Source organism: Cupriavidus sp. GW822-FHT02D05, assembly GCF_058802485.1.
The window spans coordinates 22,970-44,471 of the sequence record NZ_JBXAOE010000021.1 but is presented as its reverse complement, the minus strand read 5'-3'; the positions used below and the strand labels follow the sequence as shown (position 1 = coordinate 44,471).

The window sequence follows — 21,502 nt, the reverse complement described above, 5'->3', positions numbered from 1 at the left end:
GCCCGCTGGCTACCTGGCGGCGGCGCGCTTTTCCAGCAACGGCTGGCTCACGCCCTGCACGCCCACCAGCCCGAGCACGGTGGTTAGCCCGACCTGGGCGCCTTCCCAGGCGTTGGTCGGGTCGTACCACTCATCGCGGGCATGGAAGCCGCCGGTCTTGCCACCGCTGCCGATGATGATGGCGGGAATGCCAAGCGACATCGGCACATTGGCGTCGGTGCTGCCGCCGCGCAGGCTGGGCGTGCCCTTGCCGTAGCCCTTGATGGCGCGCACCGCTGCCTGCACGATGGTGGCGTCTGGCGGCGTGCGGCCCGCCGGACGGTCGCCGATCAGCTTGACCTGGTAGGTGATCTGGCTGGCAGCGTCGGCCGGATGCCAGCGGCGGTTTTCCTCGGCAACCCCGGCCTCGATGGCCGCCATGATCTGCTTCTCGGTTTCCAGCAGCGATGGCGTAGCGTTGGAGCGGATATCCACCGCCATGCGCGCATCGCCCGCAATCGCGTTGACCGACGTGCCGCCGCCCACCGTGCCCACCGTGAACGTGGTCTTGGGATCCTCCGGCGGGCGCACGTCGCTCACCTTGGCAATGGCCCGTCCCATCGCGTGGATGGCGCTGGGCAGGCCGAAGGCGCCGAAGCTGTGGCCGCCCGGGCCACGGAACGTCACCTCATAGCGATGGCTGCCGGTGCCGAGCGACAGCACCCGGTCGCCCACGCCCGGCTCCAGCCCGACCATGCCGTCGATATCCGGGTGGTCGCGAAACACGGCCTTCATGCCGCGCAGGTTGCCCAGCTCTTCCTCGCCCACGTTGCCAACGAACACCAGGTCGCCCACGGTGCGCACCTGGTTGTCGTTGAGCACCTTGAGCCATGACAACAGGACTGTCAGCCCGCGCGTGTCATCCGAGATGCCTGGCGCATAGAGGCGGCCGTCGCGCGGCTTGACCGTGACATCAGTGCCTTCGGGAAAGACCGTGTCCAGGTGCGCCGAGATCAGCAGCTTGGGGCCGTTCCCGCTGCCCTTGCGGATGCCGATGGCATTGCCCTCGGCATCGATATGCGCATCGGCAAGGCCAAGCGCCTTGAGCCGGGAGAGGAAATGCTCGGCCCGTGCCTTCTCCTTGAACGGTGGCGCGGGGATCTCGGTCAGCGTCTTGAGATCGCCCAGCGAGCGCGCGTCATCCGCCTTCACGTCGGCCAGCACCTTCTTGACTAGCGGGGCGGCTTCGAGTGTGGCGTAGGTGCGCTCCACCACAGGCGAGACAGCAGGCACGGGGATGGTCTGCGCAACCGCGTGGGTGCCTGCCAGGGCAAGCCCCGCGAGCATCAGGGAAAGCGGACGGAACGGGACGGCAACGGATTGGGGGCGTGCTTGCATGGTGGGGCGATGGCTCCGGAAAGGACATGGCGGCATGGCGAACGGCACAGGCATCGGTTGTGGCCGGGCGAAGCCATATTCTGCCAGCGAGGCGGGAGATAGTGGGCTGCAAGAAGTGGGCTGCATGAGGCATCCATGTGCCAGGCAAGGTAATTGGATTACCATTCAATACCTGGCGGCAGGCCATGCCGCGCCAGTTGCCCGCCTTCCGGCTTGCCCGGTGTCCACGCTGCATAGAGGTTTTACCGAGGGTGATGTGGTAGAAGCAACGATTGAGATGTCCAGTCCTCACGGCCTGCAGGGCCGCAGGGCCACACGGCTGACCGCCACGGCCAGCCAGTTCGAGTGCAACATCCAGCTAAGCAGCAACGACTGCGCGGCGGACGCCAAGAATGTGTCCGAGGTCATGCGCTTGTCGGCGCGCGCCGGCCTGCGTTTGCACATCCAGGCCAGCGGCCCGGACGAGTCGGTGGCGCTGCGCGTCATCTGCGCCTTGCTGACCGACTAAGCGGCCGGCCCGGCAGTCAGCGACCATGCCCATCACCTACCTGCGCAACCTCACCGGACGGGTACGCAGCCCGCACGCCAACCGGCAGCTTGCCGGCTATCTCAGCTTTGTGGCCGGCGCCACCAACGCCGGCGGCTTCCTTGCCGTGCAGCAGTACACCTCCCACATGACGGGCATCGTCTCGGCCATGGCGGACCACCTGGCGCTGGGGCAGGTCGGGCTGATCCTGGAGGGACTTGGCGCGCTGCTGTCCTTCCTGGCGGGCGCGGCCACTTCCGCCGTGCTCATCAACTGGGCACGGCGCGAGCACCTGAACAGCGAATATGCCCTGCCGCTGATGCTGGAGGCCTTCTTGTTGCTGTGCTTTGGCTTGCTCGGCGGCAACCTTGGCAATCACCAATGGCTGTTCATACCCGCCACGGTGATGGTGCTGTGCTTCATCATGGGCCTGCAAAACGCCATGATCACCAAGATTTCCCACGCCGAGATCCGCACTACCCATATCACCGGGATGGTGACCGATATTGGCATCGAGCTTGGCAAGCTGTTCTACTGGAACCTCGCCAAATCCGACGAGGCCAGGCCGCCGGTGCTGGCCAACCGGTCCCGGCTGCGCATGCTGGCCATGCTGGTGGCGCTGTTCTTCTTCGGCGGCGTCGTCGGCGCGCTGGGCTTCAAGCATCTGGGATTCAGCGCCACGCTGGCGCTGGCGGCGTTGCTGCTGGTGCTGGCGTTCGTGCCGGTGGTGGACGATGTGCGGGCCCACGGCGCGCGGCTGACCGCCTACGGGCGCAAATGGGCGCGCGAGGTATTGCGCGATGTCCATGCCCTGTGGCTGGCCGCGCGCGACCCGCGCACCCCGTGGTACGCAAAAGCCGTGGCCCTGCTGGTGGCGGGCTACGCGCTGTCGCCCATCGACCTGATCCCCGACTTCATCCCGGTGCTCGGCTACCTGGACGATGTCGTGCTGGTGCCGCTCGGGGTCATGCTGGCCATCCGGATGATCCCGCCGGACCTCATGCGCGAGCACCGGGCCGCCGCCGTTGCGGCCGGGCAACGCCCAAGCAGCCGCGTGGCGGCCGCGGTCATCATCGTGCTGTGGATTGGGGGCACGCTTGTGATGGCTGCGCTGCTCGCGCGCTATGTTCCGTGGCTCCGAAGCAACTGATTTGCGATTCCAGGCCCTGAAGGTACGCGCGGACACATTGGTTTGCATTTGGCACGGCCGGTGCTACCTACAATCGAATTGTCGGGAGGCACATCCCGCCCATCACCGAGCCAGCAACGCATCATGCAGGACCAAGCCTTACCCCCCACCGTGACCTGCCTGCAGGGCCTGCGCGATCTCGCGGCCCTGCTCACCGCAGGCTCCCTGCTCCAGTCCGCCACCTTGCAGGTCATTGCCGAGTACGAACGGCACGCCCGCACCTCCGAAGACGAGTACTGCGCCCGACGACATAGCTGGGATTAGACTCGCCCCGGCAGCGCTGCCGCTCAGTGCTTGCATGCCAGCGGTGAACGCACGCCGCCGTCGCGCACCAGTGGCAGGATGGTTGGCGCCAGCGATTTGAGCAACTGCACGGACAGCGCGCTGGTGAAGGCATAGCGCGCGGCATAGGGCTCTTGCACGTACGCCGTGACGTTGCCGAAGTAACGGTCGCCAAGGAAAAACACGAAGGTGGCCGAGCGGCTGACCACGCGTGAGGAAATCAGCCTGCCGCCTGGCCCGTAGACTTCGTAGCGATGATCGCCCGTGCCGGTCTTGCCGCCCGCCACGATGCCGCTGCCAACCAGCGCCGACTTCAGCATGCCCGCCGTGCCCGAATCCACCACGCCGATCAGCGCGGCACGCACCACCTCGGTGATATCCTCGCTCAGCAAGCGCGTGCCCTTCTGCCCCAAGCCAAAGTCAGTCGCGTACGGCGTGCCCGCCGCAAATTCCAGGCTGCGCAGCGCCGTGGCCTGCTGGCGCACGCCATTGCCCTGCACGATGCCGACCAGCTCGGCCAACGCAGCCGGCCGGTCCCCCGCCGCGCCGATCGCCGAGGCATAGGACGCCGTGATCGCGCTGAACGGATAGCCCAGGCGCTGCCACCGGCGTGCAATCTCAACAAAGGCCTGGCGCTCCAGCTGGCTGCGGATGCGGCGCGTCTGGCCGCCGGGATGGCGGGTCTTGAACAGCCACGCATACACCTCCTGGCGTTGCTCGGTGCTGTCGCGCAAGGCTTCATCCAGGCTGGCATCGGGGCGCTGGCGCAGGTAATTGAGCAGCCATAGCTCAAGCGGATGCACCCGCGCCAGGTAGCCCCGGTCATTCAGCGAAAAACTGGTCGGTCCGTATTTGCTGTACAGCTTGGCCAGCTTCTCATCGGTCAGCCCCGCCTTGGGCAGGGTGGCGAGCATGACCTTGTTGAACTGCGCCGGATCGATGTCGGGATCGATGCTGCGCAGCGTCACCGCCAGCCCCACCGGCGAGAAGTGGCGGTTCTGGAGCACGCGCCTGGCCGCTTCCTGCTGGCTCATGCCGCGATACTTCCCGTAGAAGGCACGCAGGTAGTCGCTGCCCTCCTTGTCGGCAAAGCGCACCAGGTAGGCGCGGCGTTGCGGCGCGGCCGGATTGTTCAGCCAGTCGTCGGCATCGGGATGCAAGCGATAGGTTTCGTAGCGCACGATATCGCGCATCAGGCGGATAAAGACCAGGTTCACCGAGTGCTCGAACGCTTCGCGCACGGTCATGATCTTCATGTTTTCCCAGCGCTCGAAGTTGGTGAATGTCTGCAGCCCGCCCCCGGTAAAGAAGGCCTCTCCCGCGCTGCCGGAATAGCGGCGCAGCATGGCGGCTTCCAGCATGGCGCGGCGGCTCTTGTCGGGTGCGGCGAGCAGGTAGCTCAGTACCCACTGGGTCAGCGCATCCAGCTTGGCCGGCTTGATTTCGCGCAGCTCGGCGGCGGACATGCCGGCATATTTCTCGTGGAGCTCGGAGAGGATTTCCAGATAGGTCACCAGCGTGCGCAGCTTGGCGGTGGAGCCCAGGTTCAGCCGCGCGCCGCGGTTCAGGTCGAACGGCAGGTCCAGGTTGTCGGCTTGCACGCGCAGCAGGTTGGCGCCGTCGACCTTCTCGTAGAGCGTGAAGCTGATCGCCAGCTTGCCCGGGTCGTCGCCCTCGCGCAGCAGGTTGTGGCCGTACATCCCGAAACCATGCGCGCCGTCACGCGTGCCCGCCCGCAGCAGCGCCTCGGTGACCACCCGTTGCAGGCCCGTATTGATGGTGCTGTGGGCAGTCAGGTCGAGCCGGTCCAGCTCGTAGCTGCTGCCAAGGTCAAGATAGCGCAGCAAATCGGTGCGCACCCCGCTGATGGCCTTGCGCGAGATAAATGACACCTCCGGCCGGTCCAGCGCCGGGGCGCCCAGCGTCAAGGACTGGGCCAGCGAAGCGTCGCGCAGCCAGGGCGGAATGGCGCCGGCGGCCGAGAGCAAGCGGATATAGCTGTCGGTCAGTTCTACCAGCGTGGCTGTATCGCGCCGCAGGAAATGCGATGGCCCGCGCTGCGCAATGATCAGCGAGAGCGCTTGCTTGAACACCCGCGCCTGCCGCTGGCCGAGTTCGCCCTCGCCCTGTCCCGCGCCGGGTCCCGGCCCGGCGGCATTCGCCAGCAAGCGGTTGGCCTCGTCGAAGTCCTGCCCGTACCAGGCCCACAGGCCATCGCCCAGTCCGTTGACCTCGCCCAGGCCGGCCCGGGCCGAGAGTGGCACGGTGTTGAGGTAATCCAGCAGGATGCGCTCCCTGGCGGCCACGGTGTTCGGGCCGTCCAGGTAGGCGCGCATCGATGCGCTGGCCATCTGGCGCAGCTTTTCCTTGGGCGAACCGGTGCGGCCGGCGCGCGAATGCCGGTATTTCTCGATCTGGGTAGCGAGCGTGCTGCCGCCAGCGGCGTCGTGCTTATCGTTGAAGAAATGCACGCCCTGATCCAATGCGGCACGCGTGAAGCGCCGCACGTCCAGCGCGGGATTGCGCGTGGGAAATTCGGGATCGAGCAGATCGCGGTTCTCGATGAAGAGCAGCGCGTTCACGAGCAGGGCCGGAATGTCCTCGAAGCTGGCGTAGGTACGAGGCGGTGTGCGCCTGGCGCCAAATGGCAGGTCATTGCAGTCAAGCAGGTCCAGGCCGGCCTGGGTTTTCTCGTGATAGGGCGCGAACAGGCCGGAGTCCGTCAGTTCCAGCATGCGGTCGGACCACTGCGCCTGGCGTTCGCGCCGAAAGCCCCGCGCTTCCAGCAATTCGGTGAACTGCGGCATCCGGCTATAGCCGAAGCGCAGGTCATAGGGGCCGTCGTCCGGAAAGCGGATGCGTTCGCTCGGGCCGTCCTTTACCGCGAAGGCGACGTCTTTCGCCCGCCCGGCAAAGTAGCGCGCCTGCAACCGCGAGGTGGCAAGTTCCTCGGCAACGACGGCGCAAAGGAGGTAACCGCCCCCTACGAGCAGAGCCAATACCAGGAGCCTGGGCCAGACACGTCGACGCACGATTCAGGTCCATTTGCGAGGAAACCGGGGCTTTTCCAGGCGCGTCGGCCTATGCCGGGCGCCTGCTGGCAACGATGGCACTATTCCACCACTCTCGTCACAACGTATACCCTAGTCCAATGGGGCCTAACGCACAAAGTGCGCGTGCGCCATCCCGGCGTTTCCTGCTGTCTTCCCGCCATTTCCTGCCACGCGCCGCCGCTCCCGGCGCTCCCAGCGCTCCTGGTCCGCCTATACGCGGAACGCCGCGATAGCCTGGTTAAGCTGGCGCGCCTGGTCCTCCAGCGACGCGGCGGCAGCAGCAGCCTCCTCGACCAGCGCCGCGTTCTGCTGGGTGGACTGGTCCATCGACGCCACCGCCTGATTGACCTGCTCGATGCCGCTGCTCTGCTCGACTGAAGCCGCCGCAATCTCGCTCATGATGTCGGTCACCCGGCGGATCGCCGCAACCACCTCCTCCATGGTGCTGGCCGCGCGCCCGGCCTGGCCACTGCCCAAAGCCACATGCGCCAGCGACGTCTCGATCATGGACTTGATCTCGCGGGCCGCCCCGGCGCTGCGCTGGGCCAAGCCGCGCACTTCGCCCGCAACCACCGCGAACCCGCGCCCCTGCTCGCCGGCGCGGGCAGCTTCCACGGCGGCGTTGAGCGCCAGGATATTGGTCTGGAAGGCGATGCCGTCGACCACGCCGATGATCTCCGCGACCGTCCTGGCCGCCGTGCTGATATCGCCCATGGTGGCCAGCACATCGCCCACCACCGCGCCGCCCTGGCTAGCCACCTCGACCGCGCTGACAGCAAGCTGGCTGGCCTGGCGCGCGTTGTCTGCGTTCTGGCGCACGGTGGAGGTCATCTGCTCCATGCTAGAGGCGGTTTCCTCAAGCGAGGCAGCCTGCGCTTCCGTTCGGCTGGACAAATCCGAGTTGCCTGCGGCGATCTGCCGGGTGGCCGACGTGATCGCATCCGAGCCCCGGCGCACCCGCCCCACGGTCAGCGCAAGGCTGGCCTGCATGCGCGCGAGGCCCTCCAGCAAGCGGCCCATTTCATCGCGGCGGGTGACCTGCACCGGGTGGCTCAGATCGCCGGCCGCGATGCGGTCGAATTGTGTCAGCGCCTGCTCCAGCGGCCCAACGATGGCACGCAGCAGGAACACCGCGCAGGCGGCCGCGACCAGCAGTGCCAGCACGATCGCGGCAATCACGCCATGGCGGAAAACCCGGTACGCCACCTGCGACGCCTCGAAATTACCTGCCGCCATCTTGAGCTGGAACTGGCTCAGCTTCAGGCTGCTGTCGTTGGCGTCCCGAAACAGCCGGGACAGCTTGCCATCCATGATCTGGTCGGCCAGCGCGCGGTCCTTGGCGCGCAGCGCGGCGATGATGGCGGCGATGCCTTCGCGGTTGGCGGCCTCCCGCTTGGCCGACACGGCCACCGCGAGCTGGTCTTCCTCGCTGTCGCGCGGCAGGGCCATGAAACGCTTCCAGGCCTCGTCAGAGCGCCGCGTGAGCTCTTCGGTGCGCTCCAGCAGGCCCGGGGCTTCCGGGCTGTCCGGGTATAGCATGGCGCGGTCCAGCGCGGTACGCGCCCGGGTGAGGCTCAGGTCCGCCTCGCCCAGCGCCAGGGCAGAGGCAAGCTGGTTCGAGTAAGTAGACTCATGGGCGTCGTTGGCGGCGCGCAAGCCAAGCAAGCCGGCCACGCCCACACCAAGCGCAAGCAGGAACAGCAGGGAGACGGTGGCAATGAGGCGGGCGCGGATGGTAAGGCTGGCAAGCATGTGAAAGAGGCCCGGATAGTGAAAAGCTGAAATGGCGCGCTGGGCGGAAAACCTGTCTATCGGTGAGGTGCAACAACAACTTGAGGCCGCGCCATCGGTTGTGCGCAAGACGGCACCTGAAGGGCGAATTCAGACACCGCGATTGATTTTGCGCAAACTTTCATGCGTCCGCGCGCCGGCTTCGGTCAAGTCCGGCCAAAGCCGTCCGTTAGCCCAGTGATCTCAAACCCCTGTTCCAGACGATGATGAAAAACCTGAGCGTGCGCACTGCCCTGCTGGCAGTCCTGGTGACCTTTGCCTGCATGATCGTGTTCGGCGCGGGCGTTGGCGTGCTCGCGCTGCGCGCCGCGGACCAGGCGACCGGGCGCGTGGAGCAACTCTCCGCCAGCGCCCTGCTGCTCAACGACGCGTACAAGGACATGACCCGTGCGCGCTCGGCGCTCGCGCGCGCCTACGCTTCGGCCCGCGAGGGCAGCACTGAAGTCAACGCCAGCGCGCTCGATGCCGCCGGCAAATCGCTCAAGCACTCAGCCGAGGCGTTGCAGCGCTTCGAGGCCGCGCCCGCGCAGGAAGGCCAGGACGATGCCCAGCGCCGACAGGTCGCGGATGCCGCTCGCCGGCATGCCGGCACGGTCGAGCGAGCCCTGGCCGCCTTGCGCGCGGGAGACCCCGCCGCCTACGCGGCGATCAACGACCGCGACATCACCGCCTCCGGGGCCGAGTATTCGGTGGGCGTCGAGCGCTTCCAGGAGCAAGCGAGCCAGTTGGCGCGGCAGGAAACCGAGACCAGCAGCGCGCGCTACCAGTGGGTGGTGCGGCTCGTGGTGGTTGGCATCACCGCCGCGCTGGGCCTGATCGTGGCGGTGCACCTCGGACTGCGCGCGGCCATCGTGGCACCTCTGGCCACGGCCGCCGAGCACCTCGACCGTGTGGCGCAGGGCGACCTGAGCCATCCCGCCGCGGCCGCCGGCAACAACGAGGTGGGCCGCGTGCTCGCCGCCGTGGCGCGCATGCAGGTGGCGCTAACGCGCACTGTCAGCCAGGTACGATCCAGTTCGGACTCGGTCAACATCGGCGCACGCGAGATCGCCGCCGGTAATACCGACCTGTCCTCGCGCACCGAACAGCAATCCGCGTCGCTCGAGCAAACCGCCGCCAGCATGGAAGAACTCACCTCCACGGTGAGCAACAACACGGAAAGCGCGCGCCAGGCCAGCGCGCTGGCCGCCGAAGCGGCGCGGCTGGCTACGCGCGGCGGCGACGACGTGCGCGGCGTGGTGCAGACCATGGGCGACATCAGCAGCAGTTCGCAACGGATCGCCGACATCATCGGCGTGATCGACGGCATTGCCTTCCAGACCAATATCCTGGCGCTCAACGCCGCCGTGGAAGCGGCGCGCGCGGGCGAGGCGGGCCGCGGCTTTGCCGTGGTGGCGGGCGAGGTGCGCGCGCTGGCGCAGCGCAGCGCCAACGCGGCACGGGAGATCAAGTCGCTGATCGACGACTCGGCCAGCAAGGTGGGCGCCGGCAACGCGCTCGTCGCCCAGGCCGGCCAGACCATGAGCGAGACCGTGGATGCCGTGGGCCGCCTGGCGCGGATCATGGAAGACATCTCGTCGGCGTCGCTGGAACAAAGTGCCGGCATCGTGCAGGTCAGCCAGGCGGTGACGCAGATGGAAGCCGTCACCCAGCAGAACGCGGCGCTGGTTGAGCAGGCAGCCGCCGCGGCCGGATCGCTGGAAGCGCAGGCGCGCCAGCTTGCCGAGGCGGTAGGTGCCTTCCGGCTCGCGCCGGCAGCCTGAGGGACCGCGGCGCCCCCCCAAGGCCAAGCTCAAGCCAACCTCAAGCCACCTTCACACGGCCGTGATGCCGCGCTGCAAGGTGGTCTTGAGCATGGAAAACACCTGCCGCGCCACCGGGTTGGCCGCATTGGGCCGCGCCCACAAGTAGTACGTCACATCGGGCAAGCGCGGCAGCCCGTCCTTGTCGCCCAGCACCCGCATGTCGGCGCCCAGCAGGTCGATGCTGCGCGCCGTGATCCCCAGCCCGGCGCGGATCGCCGCCTTGATGCCGATCAGGCTCGGCGCGAAATACGCCGCGCGCCAGGGCACGCCAGCCTCCTTCAGTGCATCCAGCGCCAGCTTGCGAAACAGGCTCGGCTCGTCAGCCAGGATCAGCGGCACCGTGCTGCCGCTCTCATAGGCGAAATCCGCCGCGCAAACCCAGATCGTGGGTGAGGTGCGCAAGACCAGGCCGTCCAGGCTGGTGTCTTCCCGGGTGGAAACGGTCAGGTCGATCTCCCCCCGCCGCAACGATTCCATCAGGAAGGGGCTGCGCCCCACATGGATCTCCAGCCGCAGGGCGGGCGACGCACGCGCGATATGCGACAGTAGCGGCGGCAGGATCGTGTCGGCAACATCGTGCGGCGCCCCGATCCGCAGCGAGCCTGTCAGGTCGCCCTCGCGCAGCACGCGCAGCGCCTCGTCGTTCAGGTTCAGCAATTGCCGCGCGTATTCCACCAGCTTGTTGCCATGCCGCGTGAGCTGCTTGCCACGCCCCTGCCGCTCGAACAGCACCAGCGCCACCTGCTCCTCCAGCCGCTGCATCTGCTGGGTGACGGCGGACTGGGTGCGGTGCAACCGCTGCGCCGCGGCGCCGAAGGTACCGTGGTCGGCGATGGCCACCAACGTGCGCAAGAGGTCCAGATCGAGATTACGCATTCATTAGACTTGCTTAAGTATTTTCATGGGTGATTAAGTGGTTTCAGGTGCCGGGCTTCATTAAAGTGAAACCATGCAAGGTGATGTACCACCCCGTAAACCAAGAACCATCAAGACTCAGCAAGGATTCTAGAGACATGTCGATCGCACAACAACGCCAGGCCGCCGTCGGGGAGACGATTCAATCCATCAAGGAAATCGTGGCTAGCGGTGGCGTCACCCGCGAATCGCTGGCCAGCGTGCTGGGCCAGGTGGAGCAGCTCGCGGCCAAGCCGCACCTGTGGGCGCAGAGCGAATTCGCCCCGCCGGAGGAAGGCGAGCGCCAGGCCCGCTACCTGATCGCCGAAGACCCCGACCAGACCTTCGCGCTGTACCTCAACGTGATGCGCCCCGGCAAGCGCATCCCCCCGCACGACCACACCACCTGGGCCTGCGTGGCCGGCGTGGTGGGCACCGAGTACAACGACGTCTACCTGCGCACCGACGATGGCAGCGAGCCGGGCGTCGGCACGCTGAAGCACTCGCACACGGTGGAAGTGGGCCCGGGGTCGGGCATCGCGCTGCTGCCCGAGGACATCCACTCGGTGGAGATCCGCGGCGAATCCGTGATCCGCCACCTGCACATGTACGGCCGCGCGCTGGAAACCCTGACCGGGCGCACCGCCTACGACCTCGAGACCGGCCGCTGCCAGGCCATGAGCGTGGGCGTCAAGACGCGCCGCTAAACGGCACCCGGGAGGTGCGGCGCTAAGCAACCCCCACCTCCCGGCTTCAGCCGAAGCCCATATCCAACGCATTTCCAGTTGCCTCCCGCCCGCGTGCGGCCAGGAGGCCTGGCCCCCTTCTTGCCTGAACAAACGCATGCCCGCCATCCTGAACACGCCCGACACCCGCTACACCCAAGTCGACCCGGTCACCCTCAAGGCCTGGCTGCACGACCAGGACGAGATTGCCCTGTTCGATATCCGCGAGCATGGCCAGTACGGCGAGGGCCATCCGTTCTACGCAGTGCCGCTCCCCTTTAGCCGGCTGGAACTGGATATCGGCCGCCTGGCGCCCAACACCGCGGCGCGCATCGTGCTGGCGGACAACGCCGACGGCGTGGCAGCGCGCGCCGCGCAGGCCCTGTCCACCCTCGGCTACACCCGCCTGTTCGTGCTGGACGGCGGCGTGCCGGGCTGGCAGGCCGCCGGTTACGCCTTGTTCGCTGGCGTCAACGTGCCCTCCAAGACCTTCGGCGAGCTGGCCGAGCACCATTACGGCACGCCGCGCGTCTCGGCCGCGGAGCTGGCGGCCATGCAGGCAGGCGAGCAAGCTCCGGTGGTGCTTGATGGCCGGCCCGTGGCGGAATTCCGCAAGATGAATATTCCCGGTGCCATCTGCTGCCCCAACGGCGAGCTGGCTTACCGGCTGCGCGACCTGGTGCCGGATCCGGCCACGCCGATCGTGGTCAACTGCGCAGGCCGCACGCGCAGCATTATCGGCGCGCAAACCCTGATCAACTTCGGCGTGCCCAACCCTGTGTTCGCGCTGGAAAACGGCACTCAGGGCTGGTACCTGAACGACTACAAGCTGGAGCACGGCGGCACCCGGCGCTATCCCGACAGCGCCGCGCCTGCCGGGCTGGATGCCGCCCAGGCCGCGGCGCAGACAATGGCGGTGCGCTTTGCGGTGCCGCGCATCGATGCCGCCGAAGCGGGCGCGTGGCTGAACGACCGCTCGCGTACCACTTTCCTGTGCGACGTGCGCACGCCGGAGGAATACGGCGCCGGCTCAGTGCCCGGCGCCCAGAACGCGCCGGGCGGCCAGTTGATGCAGGCCACCGACCAATACGTGGGCGTGCGCCGCGCGCGCCTCGTGCTGATCGATGCCGATGGCGTGCGCGCCACGGTGGTGGCGAGCTGGCTGCGCCAGATGGGCCATGACGCCGTGGTGCTCGAAGGCGGGCTTGCGGCTGCGCTTGCCTGCGGCCTCGCCGCGCCCGCCGGCCCCGTGGCGCCCTCCCATGCCTTGCCGGGCATCGATGCCAGCTCGCTGGCGGCGGGCCTGGCCGGGCGGCAGCTGCTGGCGCTCGACGTGCGCGCCAGCATGGCGTATCGCGCCGGGCACGTGCCGGGCAGCCGCTGGTCGATCCGCCCGGTGTTTGCCCGCGACCTCGCTGGTGTGCCGCGCGACACGCCGATCGCGCTCATCGGCGATGACGATCAACCGGGTGTGGCCACGCTGGCCGCCGGCGAACTGGCCGCACTGGGCTACAGCGACATCAGGCTGCTCGCCGGTGGCACAGGCGCCTGGCAGGCGGCAGGCCATGCGCTGGCAAGCGATGCCGGAGATGGCGATGCAGCAAGCAGCCTGCCAGACGCGCGCTGCATCGATTTCCTGTTCTTCGTCCACGACCGTCACGACGGCAACAAGGAGGCCGCTCGCCGCTACCTGGCCTGGGAAACCAACCTGATCGGCCAGCTCGACGCCCAGGAACTGGCCACTTTCCGCTTCGCCTGATCCGCACAGCGTCCTTTCAACATGACCCGCCATCAGCGACCGAGCCCGTCACGCAGCCACCTCCCGCCTCTCGCGGCGGGCAACGGTACGCATGGCTGGCAAGGCGAGTCGCAAGGCATTGATTCCCATCCGGCTCGACGGTGCAGCGCCAAGGGGACGCCCCGGCACTCCGGGGACACAGGGCAAGAGGCAACAGCCGGTACGCCACAGCGGCCAGCGGGGCCAAAGAAGCCTGCCCAGCCGCCCTTCGCTCTGACATCTCTCTACATACACAGGGGTTTTTCATGTCACGCATCAAGCAAGTCCTGACCAGCACCTTTGCCACCGTCGCCACCGTCACCCTCGCCATGGCCGGCGCCTCCGCCAGCGCACAGCCGATGGCGCCGGTCGGCGGCTTTCCCTCGCAGCCGCTGCGCTTCGTCTCGCCGTTTCCCGCCGGCGGCGGCAACGATGCCGTCACGCGCATCGTCACCACGCGGCTCGGCGAAGTGCTGGGGCAGACCGCCGTCACTGACAACCGCGGCGGCGCCGGCGGCAATATCGGCACGCGCTTCGTCGCCGAGGCCAAGCCGGACGGCTACACCCTGCTGACCTCGCAGGTGTCGGTCATGGCCGTGAACCCGACGCTGTACAGCGCGCCTGGCTTCGACCCGATCAAGAACTTCATGCCGGTCACGCAAATCAATGCGGCGCCGCTGGCCATCGTGGTGGCAGCCAACGCGCCCTGGCAGACATTTGCCGAACTGGCCACGCAGGCCAAGGCCCAGCCGCAAAAGATCACCTTTGCCACGCCCGGCAACGGCACGCTCTCGCACCTGGTCGGCGTGGTGCTGGACAAGGATGGCGGCATCGCCTTGCAGCACGTGCCCTACAAAGGCGCCGGCCCGGCCATCAATGACCTGCTGGGCGGGCAGGTGAACGTGCTGATCACCTCGACCTCCTCGGTGGCGGGCTTTATCCAGGCCGGCCGCATGCGCGCGCTGGCGGTCACCAGCCCGCGCCGCCTGGGCGTGTTCGCCAAGGTGCCGACGCTGGAGGAGCTGGGCTACCGCAATGCCCGTTTCGAGGACTGGTACGGCGTATTCGCCCCCGCCGGCACCTCGCCCGAGCGCGTGGCCTACCTGAACCGCGCCATCCTGCAGGTACTGCAGATGCCAGAGGTGGTGAAGCTGATCAACGAAGGCGGCAGCGACGTGGTGGGCAGCAAGCCGGAGGCATTCGCCGCACAGCTCAAGGGCGACATCGCGCGCTGGTCGCAGATCGTCAAGCTTTCCGGCGCCCGCGTGGACTGATCCGGGCGCAGCCGGTGCAGGCGGCATGGCTCTTGCTGCTGCCTGCCACCACAAGTTGTCATACCAGCCGCGCCACCCTGGCGCGGCACCCCACCAGGCCAAGCCATGAAGCCCAGCATCCTTACCCACCTCGCTCACGCCGGCCGCGCCAGCGCCGTGGATGGCGGACAGCCCGTCAACCCGCCCGTGGTGCGCGCCAGCACCGTGTTGTTCGACTCGGTGGCACAGATGCGCGAGATGCGCTCGCGGCGCGGCAGCGAACGCCTGTTTACCTACGGCGCGCGCGGCAATCCCACGGCATTTGCGCTCGAAGACATGGTCACCGAGCTGGAAGGCGGCTACCGCACGCGCCTGTTTCCCAGCGGGCTGGCAGCCGCTGCGATGACGCTGCTGGCCTACCTGCGCCCCGGCCAGCACGTGCTGCTGCCCGATTGCGTGTACGAGCCGGTGCGCAAGCTGGCCGAAGGTTTCCTGGCGCAGCACGGCATCGCCGCCAGCATCTACGCGGCCGATGGCCACGACCTGCAAGCCAGGCTGCGGCGCGAAACCCGGCTGGTGTACGTGGAGGCGCCCGGATCGCTGGCCTATGAAATGTGCGACCTGCCGGCCATCGCCGACATCGCCCACCGGCACGGCGCGCTGGTGGCGGCTGACAACACCTGGGGCTCCGGCCTGCTGTACCAGCCCCTTGCGCTGGGCGCCGATATCTCCCTGATGGCCGCGACCAAATACCTGTCCGGGCATTCGGACGTGATGATGGGCACCGTCTGCACCCTGGAAGCCGCCTGGCCGGCACTCGCCGCAGTGGCCGACGCCTTCGGCATCAGCGTCAGCCCGGACGACGCCTACCTGGTCCAGCGCGGCATGCGCTCCCTCGGCGCGCGCCTGTCCCAGCACGAGCGCAGCGCGCTGGCGGTCGCACGCTGGCTGCGCACCCGTCCCGAAGTGGCGGAGGTCTTTTGCCCCGCCCTGCCCGGTGACCCCGGCCACGCACTATGGCAGCGCGATTGCCGCGGCACCAACGGCCTGCTGTCGTTCTCGCTGCGCGCAGCAGCACCGGACGCCGCCGAACGCTTTATCGACAGCCTTGCACTGTTCGGCATCGGCGCCTCCTGGGGAGGCTTCGAAAGCCTCGCCGTGATCGCCGACATGCGCGGCGCGCGCAGCGTCACCGACTGGTCCAGGCGCGGCCAGGTGGTCCGGCTGCATATCGGGCTGGAGGATGTGGATGACCTGCTGGTGGATCTGGCACGGGGGTTCGAGGTGATTGGCGCCGGCCGGGTTGCCGGGCCGGCGTTGGAGGCGCGCCTGGATATGGCGTAGTGAACCAATCTGCGCCCTGTGCTAGCATTGCATGCATTGCTAGCACAGGAGATTGACATGGCGACATTGACCATCCGAAATCTTGATGAGGAACTCAAGGCACGTTTGCGCATGGAGGCCGCGCAGCACGGCCACTCGATGGAAGAGGAAGTTCGCGCCATTCTGCGGCGTGCGCTGAACAAACCCCCTGGCCCCGGCGCATTTGGAAGTCGACTGCGCCAGCGCTTCGCAAGCCTGTCCGATCCAGGGCTCGAGCTTCCCCCGCGCGACGACCAACCGCGAGCCGCGGATTTACCCGAATGATCGTACTTGATACCAATGTGCTATCCGAATTCATGCGAGGCCAGCCAGAGCCAGCGGTAATACGTTGGCTCGACCTGCACTCACAACATGAATACGCGATTACGGCGGTGACTGTTGCTGAACTTCTATATGGCATTGCCCGTTTGCCCGAAGGGCAAAGGAAAAGCGGGCTCCAGGAAGCGGCACTCCAAATGATTGCAGACGAATTCGCGGGCATGGTGCTTCCATTCGACGAACATACGGCCCCCCATTACGCCGCAGTCGTAGCTCAGCGGGAGCGATCTGGACGGCCCGTCAGCATGGCAGATGCGCAGATTGCAGCTATTTGCCGTCACCACGGCGCCGTGCTTGCCACTCGCAACGGCAAGGACTTCGAAGGAATAGGCCTGAGCCTGGTGAATCCTTGGCTCGAGTAACATCAAGCGTGTCAGCGCAAAGACTCAGCGCTACGTCCTGACCGTGCCCTTCGCAAGCCCCCCTTGCGATCCGCCGCTTCGCACGGGCATACAATGCCGGCTTTTGCCCTTGCGCCCCGCGATGCCTGCACCCCTGACCGAAAGCTACTCCGCCGTTTTCTCGCCCGAGGAACAGGAGAGCTTCTACCGTCTCATCGCGTCGCGGCGCGACATGCGGCATTTCATTGCGGGCGCGTCGGTCGATGAGGCTGTCCTGATGCGCCTGCTGCGGGCCGCGCACAGTGCGCCCTCGGTGGGGCTGATGCAGCCGTGGCGCTTTATCCGCGTCGCCGATGCCGCCTTGCGGGAAGAGATCGCCGCGCTGGTCGAGGCCGAACGGCAAAAGACCGCCGTGGCACTGGGCGAGCGCGATGGCGAATTCCTGCGGCTGAAGGTGGAAGGCGTGCGCGAGTGCGCCGAGCTGTTGGTGGTGGCGATGGCACCGGATGACGGCACCGTGTTTGGCCGGCGCACCATGCCGCGCGAGATGGCGCTGTGCTCGGCGGCCTGCGCCATTGAAAACCTCTGGCTGGCGGCGCGCGTGGAGAACCTCGGGCTGGGCTGGGTCTCGATGTTCGCGCCCGACGCGCTGGCGGCGCTGTTGCGGTTGCCCCCGGGTGGCCAGCCTATCGCCATTCTCTGCCTCGGCCCCGTGCAGGCCTTCTATCCCGCGCCGATGCTGGAGTTGGAAGGCTGGCGCCAGGGCCGCCCGCTCGCGGACCTGATGTCCACGGACACCTGGGACCGGCCGGACGCCTGAAGCCCCATCTGGCCACTCAAGGCGCCACTGACGGCTCCCGCTTCATGCAGCGCAGCACGAAAGTGGAATGGCTGTGCCGCAAGCCCGGCAGCTTGTAGAGCTTGTGGCGCAGGAATTCCTCATACCCTTCCGTGCCCGCCACCGCTACCTTGATCAGGTAATCGTATTCACCGGTGAGCAGGTACGCCTCCATCACTTCCGGCAATTCGGCCAGCGCTTCGCCGAAGCGATCCAGCATGTCATCGTCGTGCCGGTCCAGCGTGACCTCGATCAGCACCGTATCGGGCAGGCCGAGCGCCTTCTGGTTCAGCAGGGCCGCATAGCCCTCGATTACACCGCTTTCTTCCAAAGCGCGCACGCGGTTCCAGCACGGCGTGGGCGACAAGCCAACCTGCTCGGCCAGCTTGAGGTTGGAGAGCCTGCCGTCGCGCCGCAGCGCACGCAGGATGCGGCGGTCGGTTTCGTCCAGTTTTGGGGAGGTTGCCATGTCTTCTGCCTACGATAAGGAAGGAATCACCATCAACTCTACCACTCACAGATAATTCATCTCCAAATTAATCAAAACAGGAGGCAATAAAGAAACCCATTCTGGGGTGGCGCTGGTAAATTTGTCGCATGCCTTCCCGGCCACAAACCCCACTAAAACTGCCGCCGATACCATGTCAACCTTAAACCTCGCCCTGCGGCTGGACCGCACTGACCTCTTCGGCGCCGTCGAATGGACGCTGGCCAACGCCCGCCGCACCGGCCTGCACCTGATCGACCTGTGCTTCGGGCAAGCAGCCGCGCCCTACCAGCTCACGCTGTCGGTCGGCGCGGAAGATGCGGACCGGCTGGACCTGTTCGTCAGGCGCCTGGAAAACGGCGTGGACGTGCTGGAGGTCTTCGAGATAGCAGCGCCGGGCGAGGGTGCCGCCGAGGCGCCGGCGCGCATCGAGGCACGGCGTGACGTGGCGGAACCTTCGCTGGCATTGGCCTAGGCCGTTGCCAAAGAACCGGTCCCGGTACGCAACCCGGCACCGCGCCCGCCTGATTCAGCGCTGCTCGAAGCTGCGCGTGAAGTAGACCAGGCCGGCCTGCTCGCGCAAGCGGTACAAGGAGGCCGGGCGGCGCCCGGTCTCCTTTTGCGCGCCCAGGTCTTCCAGCAAGTCCGCCGCGAGCATGCGGGTGCGGAAAGCCTTTTTTTCGAGAGGGCGGCCCAGCACGATCTCGTAGACATGCTGCAGTTCGCCTAACGTGAACGCGGCCGGCAGCAAATGCGCGGGCAGCGACGTGTACTCGGTCTTGCCCCGCACGCGCCCGAGCGCGGCGCTCAGCAGCGTGGCGTGATCAAAGGCCAGCGCCATCCCCACGCCATCGCCCTCCACCGGCGCCCAGCGCAAGTCGGCGGCGTTGCCGCCCTTCTGCAGAGCCAGCGTGTCATCCGCCAGCAAGGCAACGTAGACATGGGTGGTGGACCATCCGCGCGGATCGCGCGTGGCACTGCCCCAACTACCTACCTGTTCCAGGTAGGGACTATTGACCCCGGTCTTCTCTGCCAGCTTGCGCAACGCGCAGCCCTGCAGATCCTGGTCGCGTTCGATATCGACAAAGCCGCCCGGCAAGGCCCATTGGCCAGGAAATGGCTCGCCGGACTGTTGCGGCCGCTGCACGAGCAGGACCTGCAGCGCCCCCGCACGGATCGTCAGGATGACCACGTCGACGGTGGTCAGCGGGCGCGGGAATGCGGCAGTGGTGGGTTTCGTCATCGGGCGGGCGTTCCTGGAAGGAGGCGGTTCAAGCGGCTCAAGCGATTGAAGCGATTCACGCAGGATTATAGATTGACAAGTGTCTCAGTCACACTTATATTAGTGGCACAGACACACTTAATGCCAGGCGCCCGGCGCGGGCGAATCCAACACCACCACCGGAAAGGACCACCATGTTCGGCATCCGATTCATCAAGGCAGATCCCACCACCTATCTGATGCAGATGAAGAGCGGCAAGATCATCCGCGAAGGCAGCGGCCAGTCGTTCTACTACTACGCGCCCACCACATCCCTCGTTGCGGTGCCCGTGGGCAGCCAGATCCTGCCGTATATCTTCGAGCTGATCACGACCGACTTCCAGTCCGTCACCGTGCAAGGCAACCTCTCCTACCGCATCACCGAGCCGCGCAAGACGGCCGCCATGCTCAATTTCGCGCTCAAGCCGGACGGCCGCAACTACATCTCCGAGGATCCGCAGAACCTGCGCACCCGCGTGGAGGGCGTGGTGGAGGTACTGGTGCAGCAGGCCGTGAGCGCCGAAACACTGCGCTCCGCGCTGCAGGCGTCCGACCGCATGGCCCGCCAGGTCGAAGGCGCGCTCAAGGCGCATCCAGACGTGCTGGCCCTTGGCCTGGAAATCCTGTCGTTCTCGATGGTGGCCGTCAAGCCGCGCGCCGAAACCGCGCGGGCGCTCGAAGCCGAGGTCCGCGAACAGATCCTGAAGGCGGCCGACGACGCCATCTACGCGCGCCGCAACGCGGCAGTGGAAAACGAACGCGCCATCAAGGAAAGCGAGCTCGACACCGAAGTCGCGGTGGAACTCAAGCAGCGCACGATCCGAGAAACCCAGATGGAAGCCGAAGCCGCGGTGCAGAAGAAACAGGCGGAACTGGAGGCCAGCACCATGGAGGCACAGATCACGCTGGAGGCACGCCGCAAGGAGTTCGTGGGCCTGGAGGCCGACAACACGCGCACCACCGCCGAGGCCGAGGCACACCGTCTGGGCGCCGTGATGCAGGCCCTGCAGGGCGCCGACGCGCGCATCGTGCAGGCGCTGGCCGCATCGGGCATGGCGCCGGGCCAGTTGATCGCGCAGGCCTTCGGCGGGATTGCCGACAAGGCCGAGAAGATCGGGCAGCTGAATATGTCGCCGGAACTGCTTCAGTCGCTGCTGGCACCACAGAGCAGCGGCCGCGCAAAATAACCGAAGATCCGCGCAGCTTCAAGACGCTTTAAGACGCTTCAAGCGGGATTAAGCAGTTAAATGAAAAAGGAGCCAGAACAATGAGCGCAACCGCCGATCGCAAGGTAGTGCTGGTGACGCGCAAGACACGGCTGGAAGAGCTGCTGGCGCGCTACCACTCGCTGGCGCAGGCACGCTTCTACCTCGAACACCTGGGCGCGGACATTACCGATTACCAGCGTGAGCACGACACCTATCTTGCCGCGCGCGAACAGGTGGCAGCCGTGCTGTCGCGCTACCTGCGCCGGCAGGTGGTGGACCGCCAGTTCCTGCCCAACTTCCTGTTCGGCCCGGAAGACATCGTGGTGGCGCTGGGCCAGGACGGCCTGGTTGCCAACACCATGAAATACCTGAACGGCCAGCCGCTAATCGGCGTGAACCCGGATCCGGCGCGCCACGACGGTGTGCTGCTGCCATTCAAGGTGGGCGACCTGGCGCGCGTGCTGGCCGAAGCCATGCAGGACCGCCGCCCCGCGCGCCCGGTCACCATGGCGCGTGCCGAACTATCGGACCAGCAGGTACTGTACGCGGTCAACGACTTCTTTATCGGGCCGCGCAGCCACACCTCGGCGCGCTACGAGATCCAGCTCGGCGCGCGCAGCGAGGTGCAGTCGTCGAGCGGCGTCATTGTCTCCACGGGACTTGGGTCCACTGCCTGGCTCAAGAGCATCGTCACCGGCGCGCGCGCCATTGCGCAGCCAGACGGTGGCGCCGAAGCCGCGTATCAACCCTTGCCATGGGATACCGACCGGCTGGTGTTTGCGGTGCGTGAGCCCTTTCCGAGCCGCGCCAGCCAGGCCACGCTGGTCTACGGCAACGTGCCGCGCGGCGAGCAGATCGTGCTGCGCTCGCTGATGCCGGAAACCGGCGTGATCTTCAGCGACGGTATCGAAGCGGATTTCCTGCAATTCAACGCGGGCACCGAGGCCCGCATTGGCGTGGCCGAGCGTAGCGGGCAGCTCGTGCAGTAGGGCCG

The 21,502-nt window shown here is 67.0% G+C and carries 20 protein-coding genes; 14 read left to right on the top strand and 6 right to left on the bottom strand.

The annotated features are described in order from the left end of the window. Window positions 1–9: 9 nt before the first annotated feature. Window positions 10–1,377 carry a M20/M25/M40 family metallo-hydrolase gene (locus AC1RQK_RS26015; RefSeq protein WP_492371193.1) on the bottom strand — a complete coding sequence of 456 codons (1,368 nt, stop codon included), beginning with the start codon at window positions 1,375–1,377 and terminating at the stop codon, window positions 10–12. A gap of 220 nt (window positions 1,378–1,597) precedes the next feature. Between AC1RQK_RS26015 and AC1RQK_RS26010 the strand changes: the two genes are divergently transcribed. The 3 genes from AC1RQK_RS26010 to AC1RQK_RS26000 all read left to right on the top strand — a co-directional run bounded on the left by AC1RQK_RS26010 (window position 1,598) and on the right by AC1RQK_RS26000 (window position 3,356). Continuing rightward, entirely contained in the window at window positions 1,598–1,885 is a 288-nt protein-coding gene (locus AC1RQK_RS26010) for an HPr family phosphocarrier protein (protein ID WP_492371192.1), read from the top strand. Window positions 1,886–1,910: 25 nt separating this feature from the next. After that, complete coding sequence (locus tag AC1RQK_RS26005) at window positions 1,911–3,053, top strand: DUF1275 domain-containing transporter (protein WP_492371191.1); 1,143 nt, start codon at window positions 1,911–1,913, stop codon at window positions 3,051–3,053. Between the two features lie 123 nt (window positions 3,054–3,176). Next, window positions 3,177–3,356 carry a hypothetical protein gene (locus tag AC1RQK_RS26000; protein ID WP_492371190.1) on the top strand — a complete coding sequence of 60 codons (180 nt, stop codon included), beginning with the start codon at window positions 3,177–3,179 and terminating at the stop codon, window positions 3,354–3,356. A gap of 23 nt (window positions 3,357–3,379) precedes the next feature. Here AC1RQK_RS26000 and AC1RQK_RS25995 read toward each other — a convergent pair whose 3' ends face one another. Next, window positions 3,380–6,373, bottom strand: a complete 2,994-nt coding sequence (locus tag AC1RQK_RS25995) for a transglycosylase domain-containing protein (RefSeq protein WP_492811883.1) — start codon at window positions 6,371–6,373, stop codon at window positions 3,380–3,382. A gap of 264 nt (window positions 6,374–6,637) precedes the next feature. Next, a complete protein-coding gene (locus tag AC1RQK_RS25990) occupies window positions 6,638–8,179 on the bottom strand; it encodes a methyl-accepting chemotaxis protein (RefSeq protein WP_492371188.1) in 1,542 nt (513 codons plus the stop codon). A 245-nt stretch (window positions 8,180–8,424) separates the two neighbouring features. Between AC1RQK_RS25990 and AC1RQK_RS25985 the strand changes: the two genes are divergently transcribed. Further along, on the top strand, window positions 8,425–9,981 hold the full coding sequence (locus tag AC1RQK_RS25985) for a methyl-accepting chemotaxis protein (RefSeq protein ID WP_492371274.1): 1,557 nt from the start codon (window positions 8,425–8,427) through the stop codon (window positions 9,979–9,981). Window positions 9,982–10,032: 51 nt separating this feature from the next. On the opposite strand, the gene AC1RQK_RS25980 is transcribed toward AC1RQK_RS25985, so the two are convergent. Continuing rightward, a complete protein-coding gene (locus AC1RQK_RS25980) occupies window positions 10,033–10,899 on the bottom strand; it encodes a LysR substrate-binding domain-containing protein (RefSeq protein WP_492371187.1) in 867 nt (288 codons plus the stop codon). Window positions 10,900–11,036: 137 nt separating this feature from the next. On the opposite strand from AC1RQK_RS25980, the gene AC1RQK_RS25975 reads away from it, so the two are divergent. The 7 genes from AC1RQK_RS25975 to bluB all read left to right on the top strand — a co-directional run bounded on the left by AC1RQK_RS25975 (window position 11,037) and on the right by bluB (window position 17,534). Continuing rightward, window positions 11,037–11,624 carry a cysteine dioxygenase family protein gene (locus AC1RQK_RS25975; RefSeq protein WP_492811880.1) on the top strand — a complete coding sequence of 196 codons (588 nt, stop codon included), beginning with the start codon at window positions 11,037–11,039 and terminating at the stop codon, window positions 11,622–11,624. Window positions 11,625–11,760: 136 nt separating this feature from the next. Then, on the top strand, window positions 11,761–13,401 hold the full coding sequence (locus AC1RQK_RS25970) for a rhodanese-like domain-containing protein (protein WP_492811878.1): 1,641 nt from the start codon (window positions 11,761–11,763) through the stop codon (window positions 13,399–13,401). Window positions 13,402–13,685: 284 nt separating this feature from the next. Continuing rightward, the gene (locus tag AC1RQK_RS25965; RefSeq protein ID WP_492811876.1) at window positions 13,686–14,693 is read left to right on the top strand and encodes a Bug family tripartite tricarboxylate transporter substrate binding protein; all 1,008 of its coding nucleotides are present in this window, start codon (window positions 13,686–13,688) and stop codon (window positions 14,691–14,693) included. Between the two features lie 105 nt (window positions 14,694–14,798). Continuing rightward, a complete protein-coding gene (gene metC, locus AC1RQK_RS25960) occupies window positions 14,799–16,016 on the top strand; it encodes a cystathionine beta-lyase (RefSeq protein WP_492811874.1) in 1,218 nt (405 codons plus the stop codon). Between the two features lie 57 nt (window positions 16,017–16,073). Beyond that, window positions 16,074–16,319, top strand: coding sequence for a FitA-like ribbon-helix-helix domain-containing protein (locus tag AC1RQK_RS25955; RefSeq protein ID WP_492371182.1), 246 nt, complete (start codon window positions 16,074–16,076; stop codon window positions 16,317–16,319). Beyond that, a complete protein-coding gene (locus tag AC1RQK_RS25950) occupies window positions 16,316–16,735 on the top strand; it encodes a type II toxin-antitoxin system VapC family toxin (protein ID WP_492371181.1) in 420 nt (139 codons plus the stop codon). The genes AC1RQK_RS25955 and AC1RQK_RS25950 overlap by 4 nt, the downstream gene beginning before the upstream one ends. Before the next feature lie 121 nt (window positions 16,736–16,856). Continuing rightward, window positions 16,857–17,534, top strand: coding sequence for a 5,6-dimethylbenzimidazole synthase (gene bluB, locus AC1RQK_RS25945; RefSeq protein ID WP_492371180.1), 678 nt, complete (start codon window positions 16,857–16,859; stop codon window positions 17,532–17,534). 16 nt (window positions 17,535–17,550) lie between these two features. Here the strand turns inward: bluB and AC1RQK_RS25940 are convergent, their stop codons facing one another. Then, window positions 17,551–18,021 (bottom strand): Lrp/AsnC family transcriptional regulator, encoded by a 471-nt coding sequence (locus AC1RQK_RS25940; protein ID WP_045240794.1) that lies wholly within the window; start codon window positions 18,019–18,021, stop codon window positions 17,551–17,553. A 172-nt stretch (window positions 18,022–18,193) separates the two neighbouring features. On the opposite strand from AC1RQK_RS25940, the gene AC1RQK_RS25935 reads away from it, so the two are divergent. Next, window positions 18,194–18,514 carry a hypothetical protein gene (locus AC1RQK_RS25935; protein WP_492371179.1) on the top strand — a complete coding sequence of 107 codons (321 nt, stop codon included), beginning with the start codon at window positions 18,194–18,196 and terminating at the stop codon, window positions 18,512–18,514. Window positions 18,515–18,568: 54 nt separating this feature from the next. On the opposite strand, the gene AC1RQK_RS25930 is transcribed toward AC1RQK_RS25935, so the two are convergent. Then, window positions 18,569–19,282 carry an NUDIX hydrolase gene (locus AC1RQK_RS25930; RefSeq protein WP_492371178.1) on the bottom strand — a complete coding sequence of 238 codons (714 nt, stop codon included), beginning with the start codon at window positions 19,280–19,282 and terminating at the stop codon, window positions 18,569–18,571. Between the two features lie 173 nt (window positions 19,283–19,455). On the opposite strand from AC1RQK_RS25930, the gene AC1RQK_RS25925 reads away from it, so the two are divergent. Together AC1RQK_RS25925 and AC1RQK_RS25920 are read left to right on the top strand one after the other, a co-directional pair. Next, the gene (locus tag AC1RQK_RS25925; RefSeq protein WP_416052707.1) at window positions 19,456–20,487 is read left to right on the top strand and encodes an SPFH domain-containing protein; all 1,032 of its coding nucleotides are present in this window, start codon (window positions 19,456–19,458) and stop codon (window positions 20,485–20,487) included. An 80-nt stretch (window positions 20,488–20,567) separates the two neighbouring features. Further along, window positions 20,568–21,497, top strand: a complete 930-nt coding sequence (locus AC1RQK_RS25920; protein ID WP_150984653.1) for a diacylglycerol kinase catalytic domain-containing protein — start codon at window positions 20,568–20,570, stop codon at window positions 21,495–21,497. The last annotated feature ends 5 nt before the right edge of the window (window positions 21,498–21,502 follow it).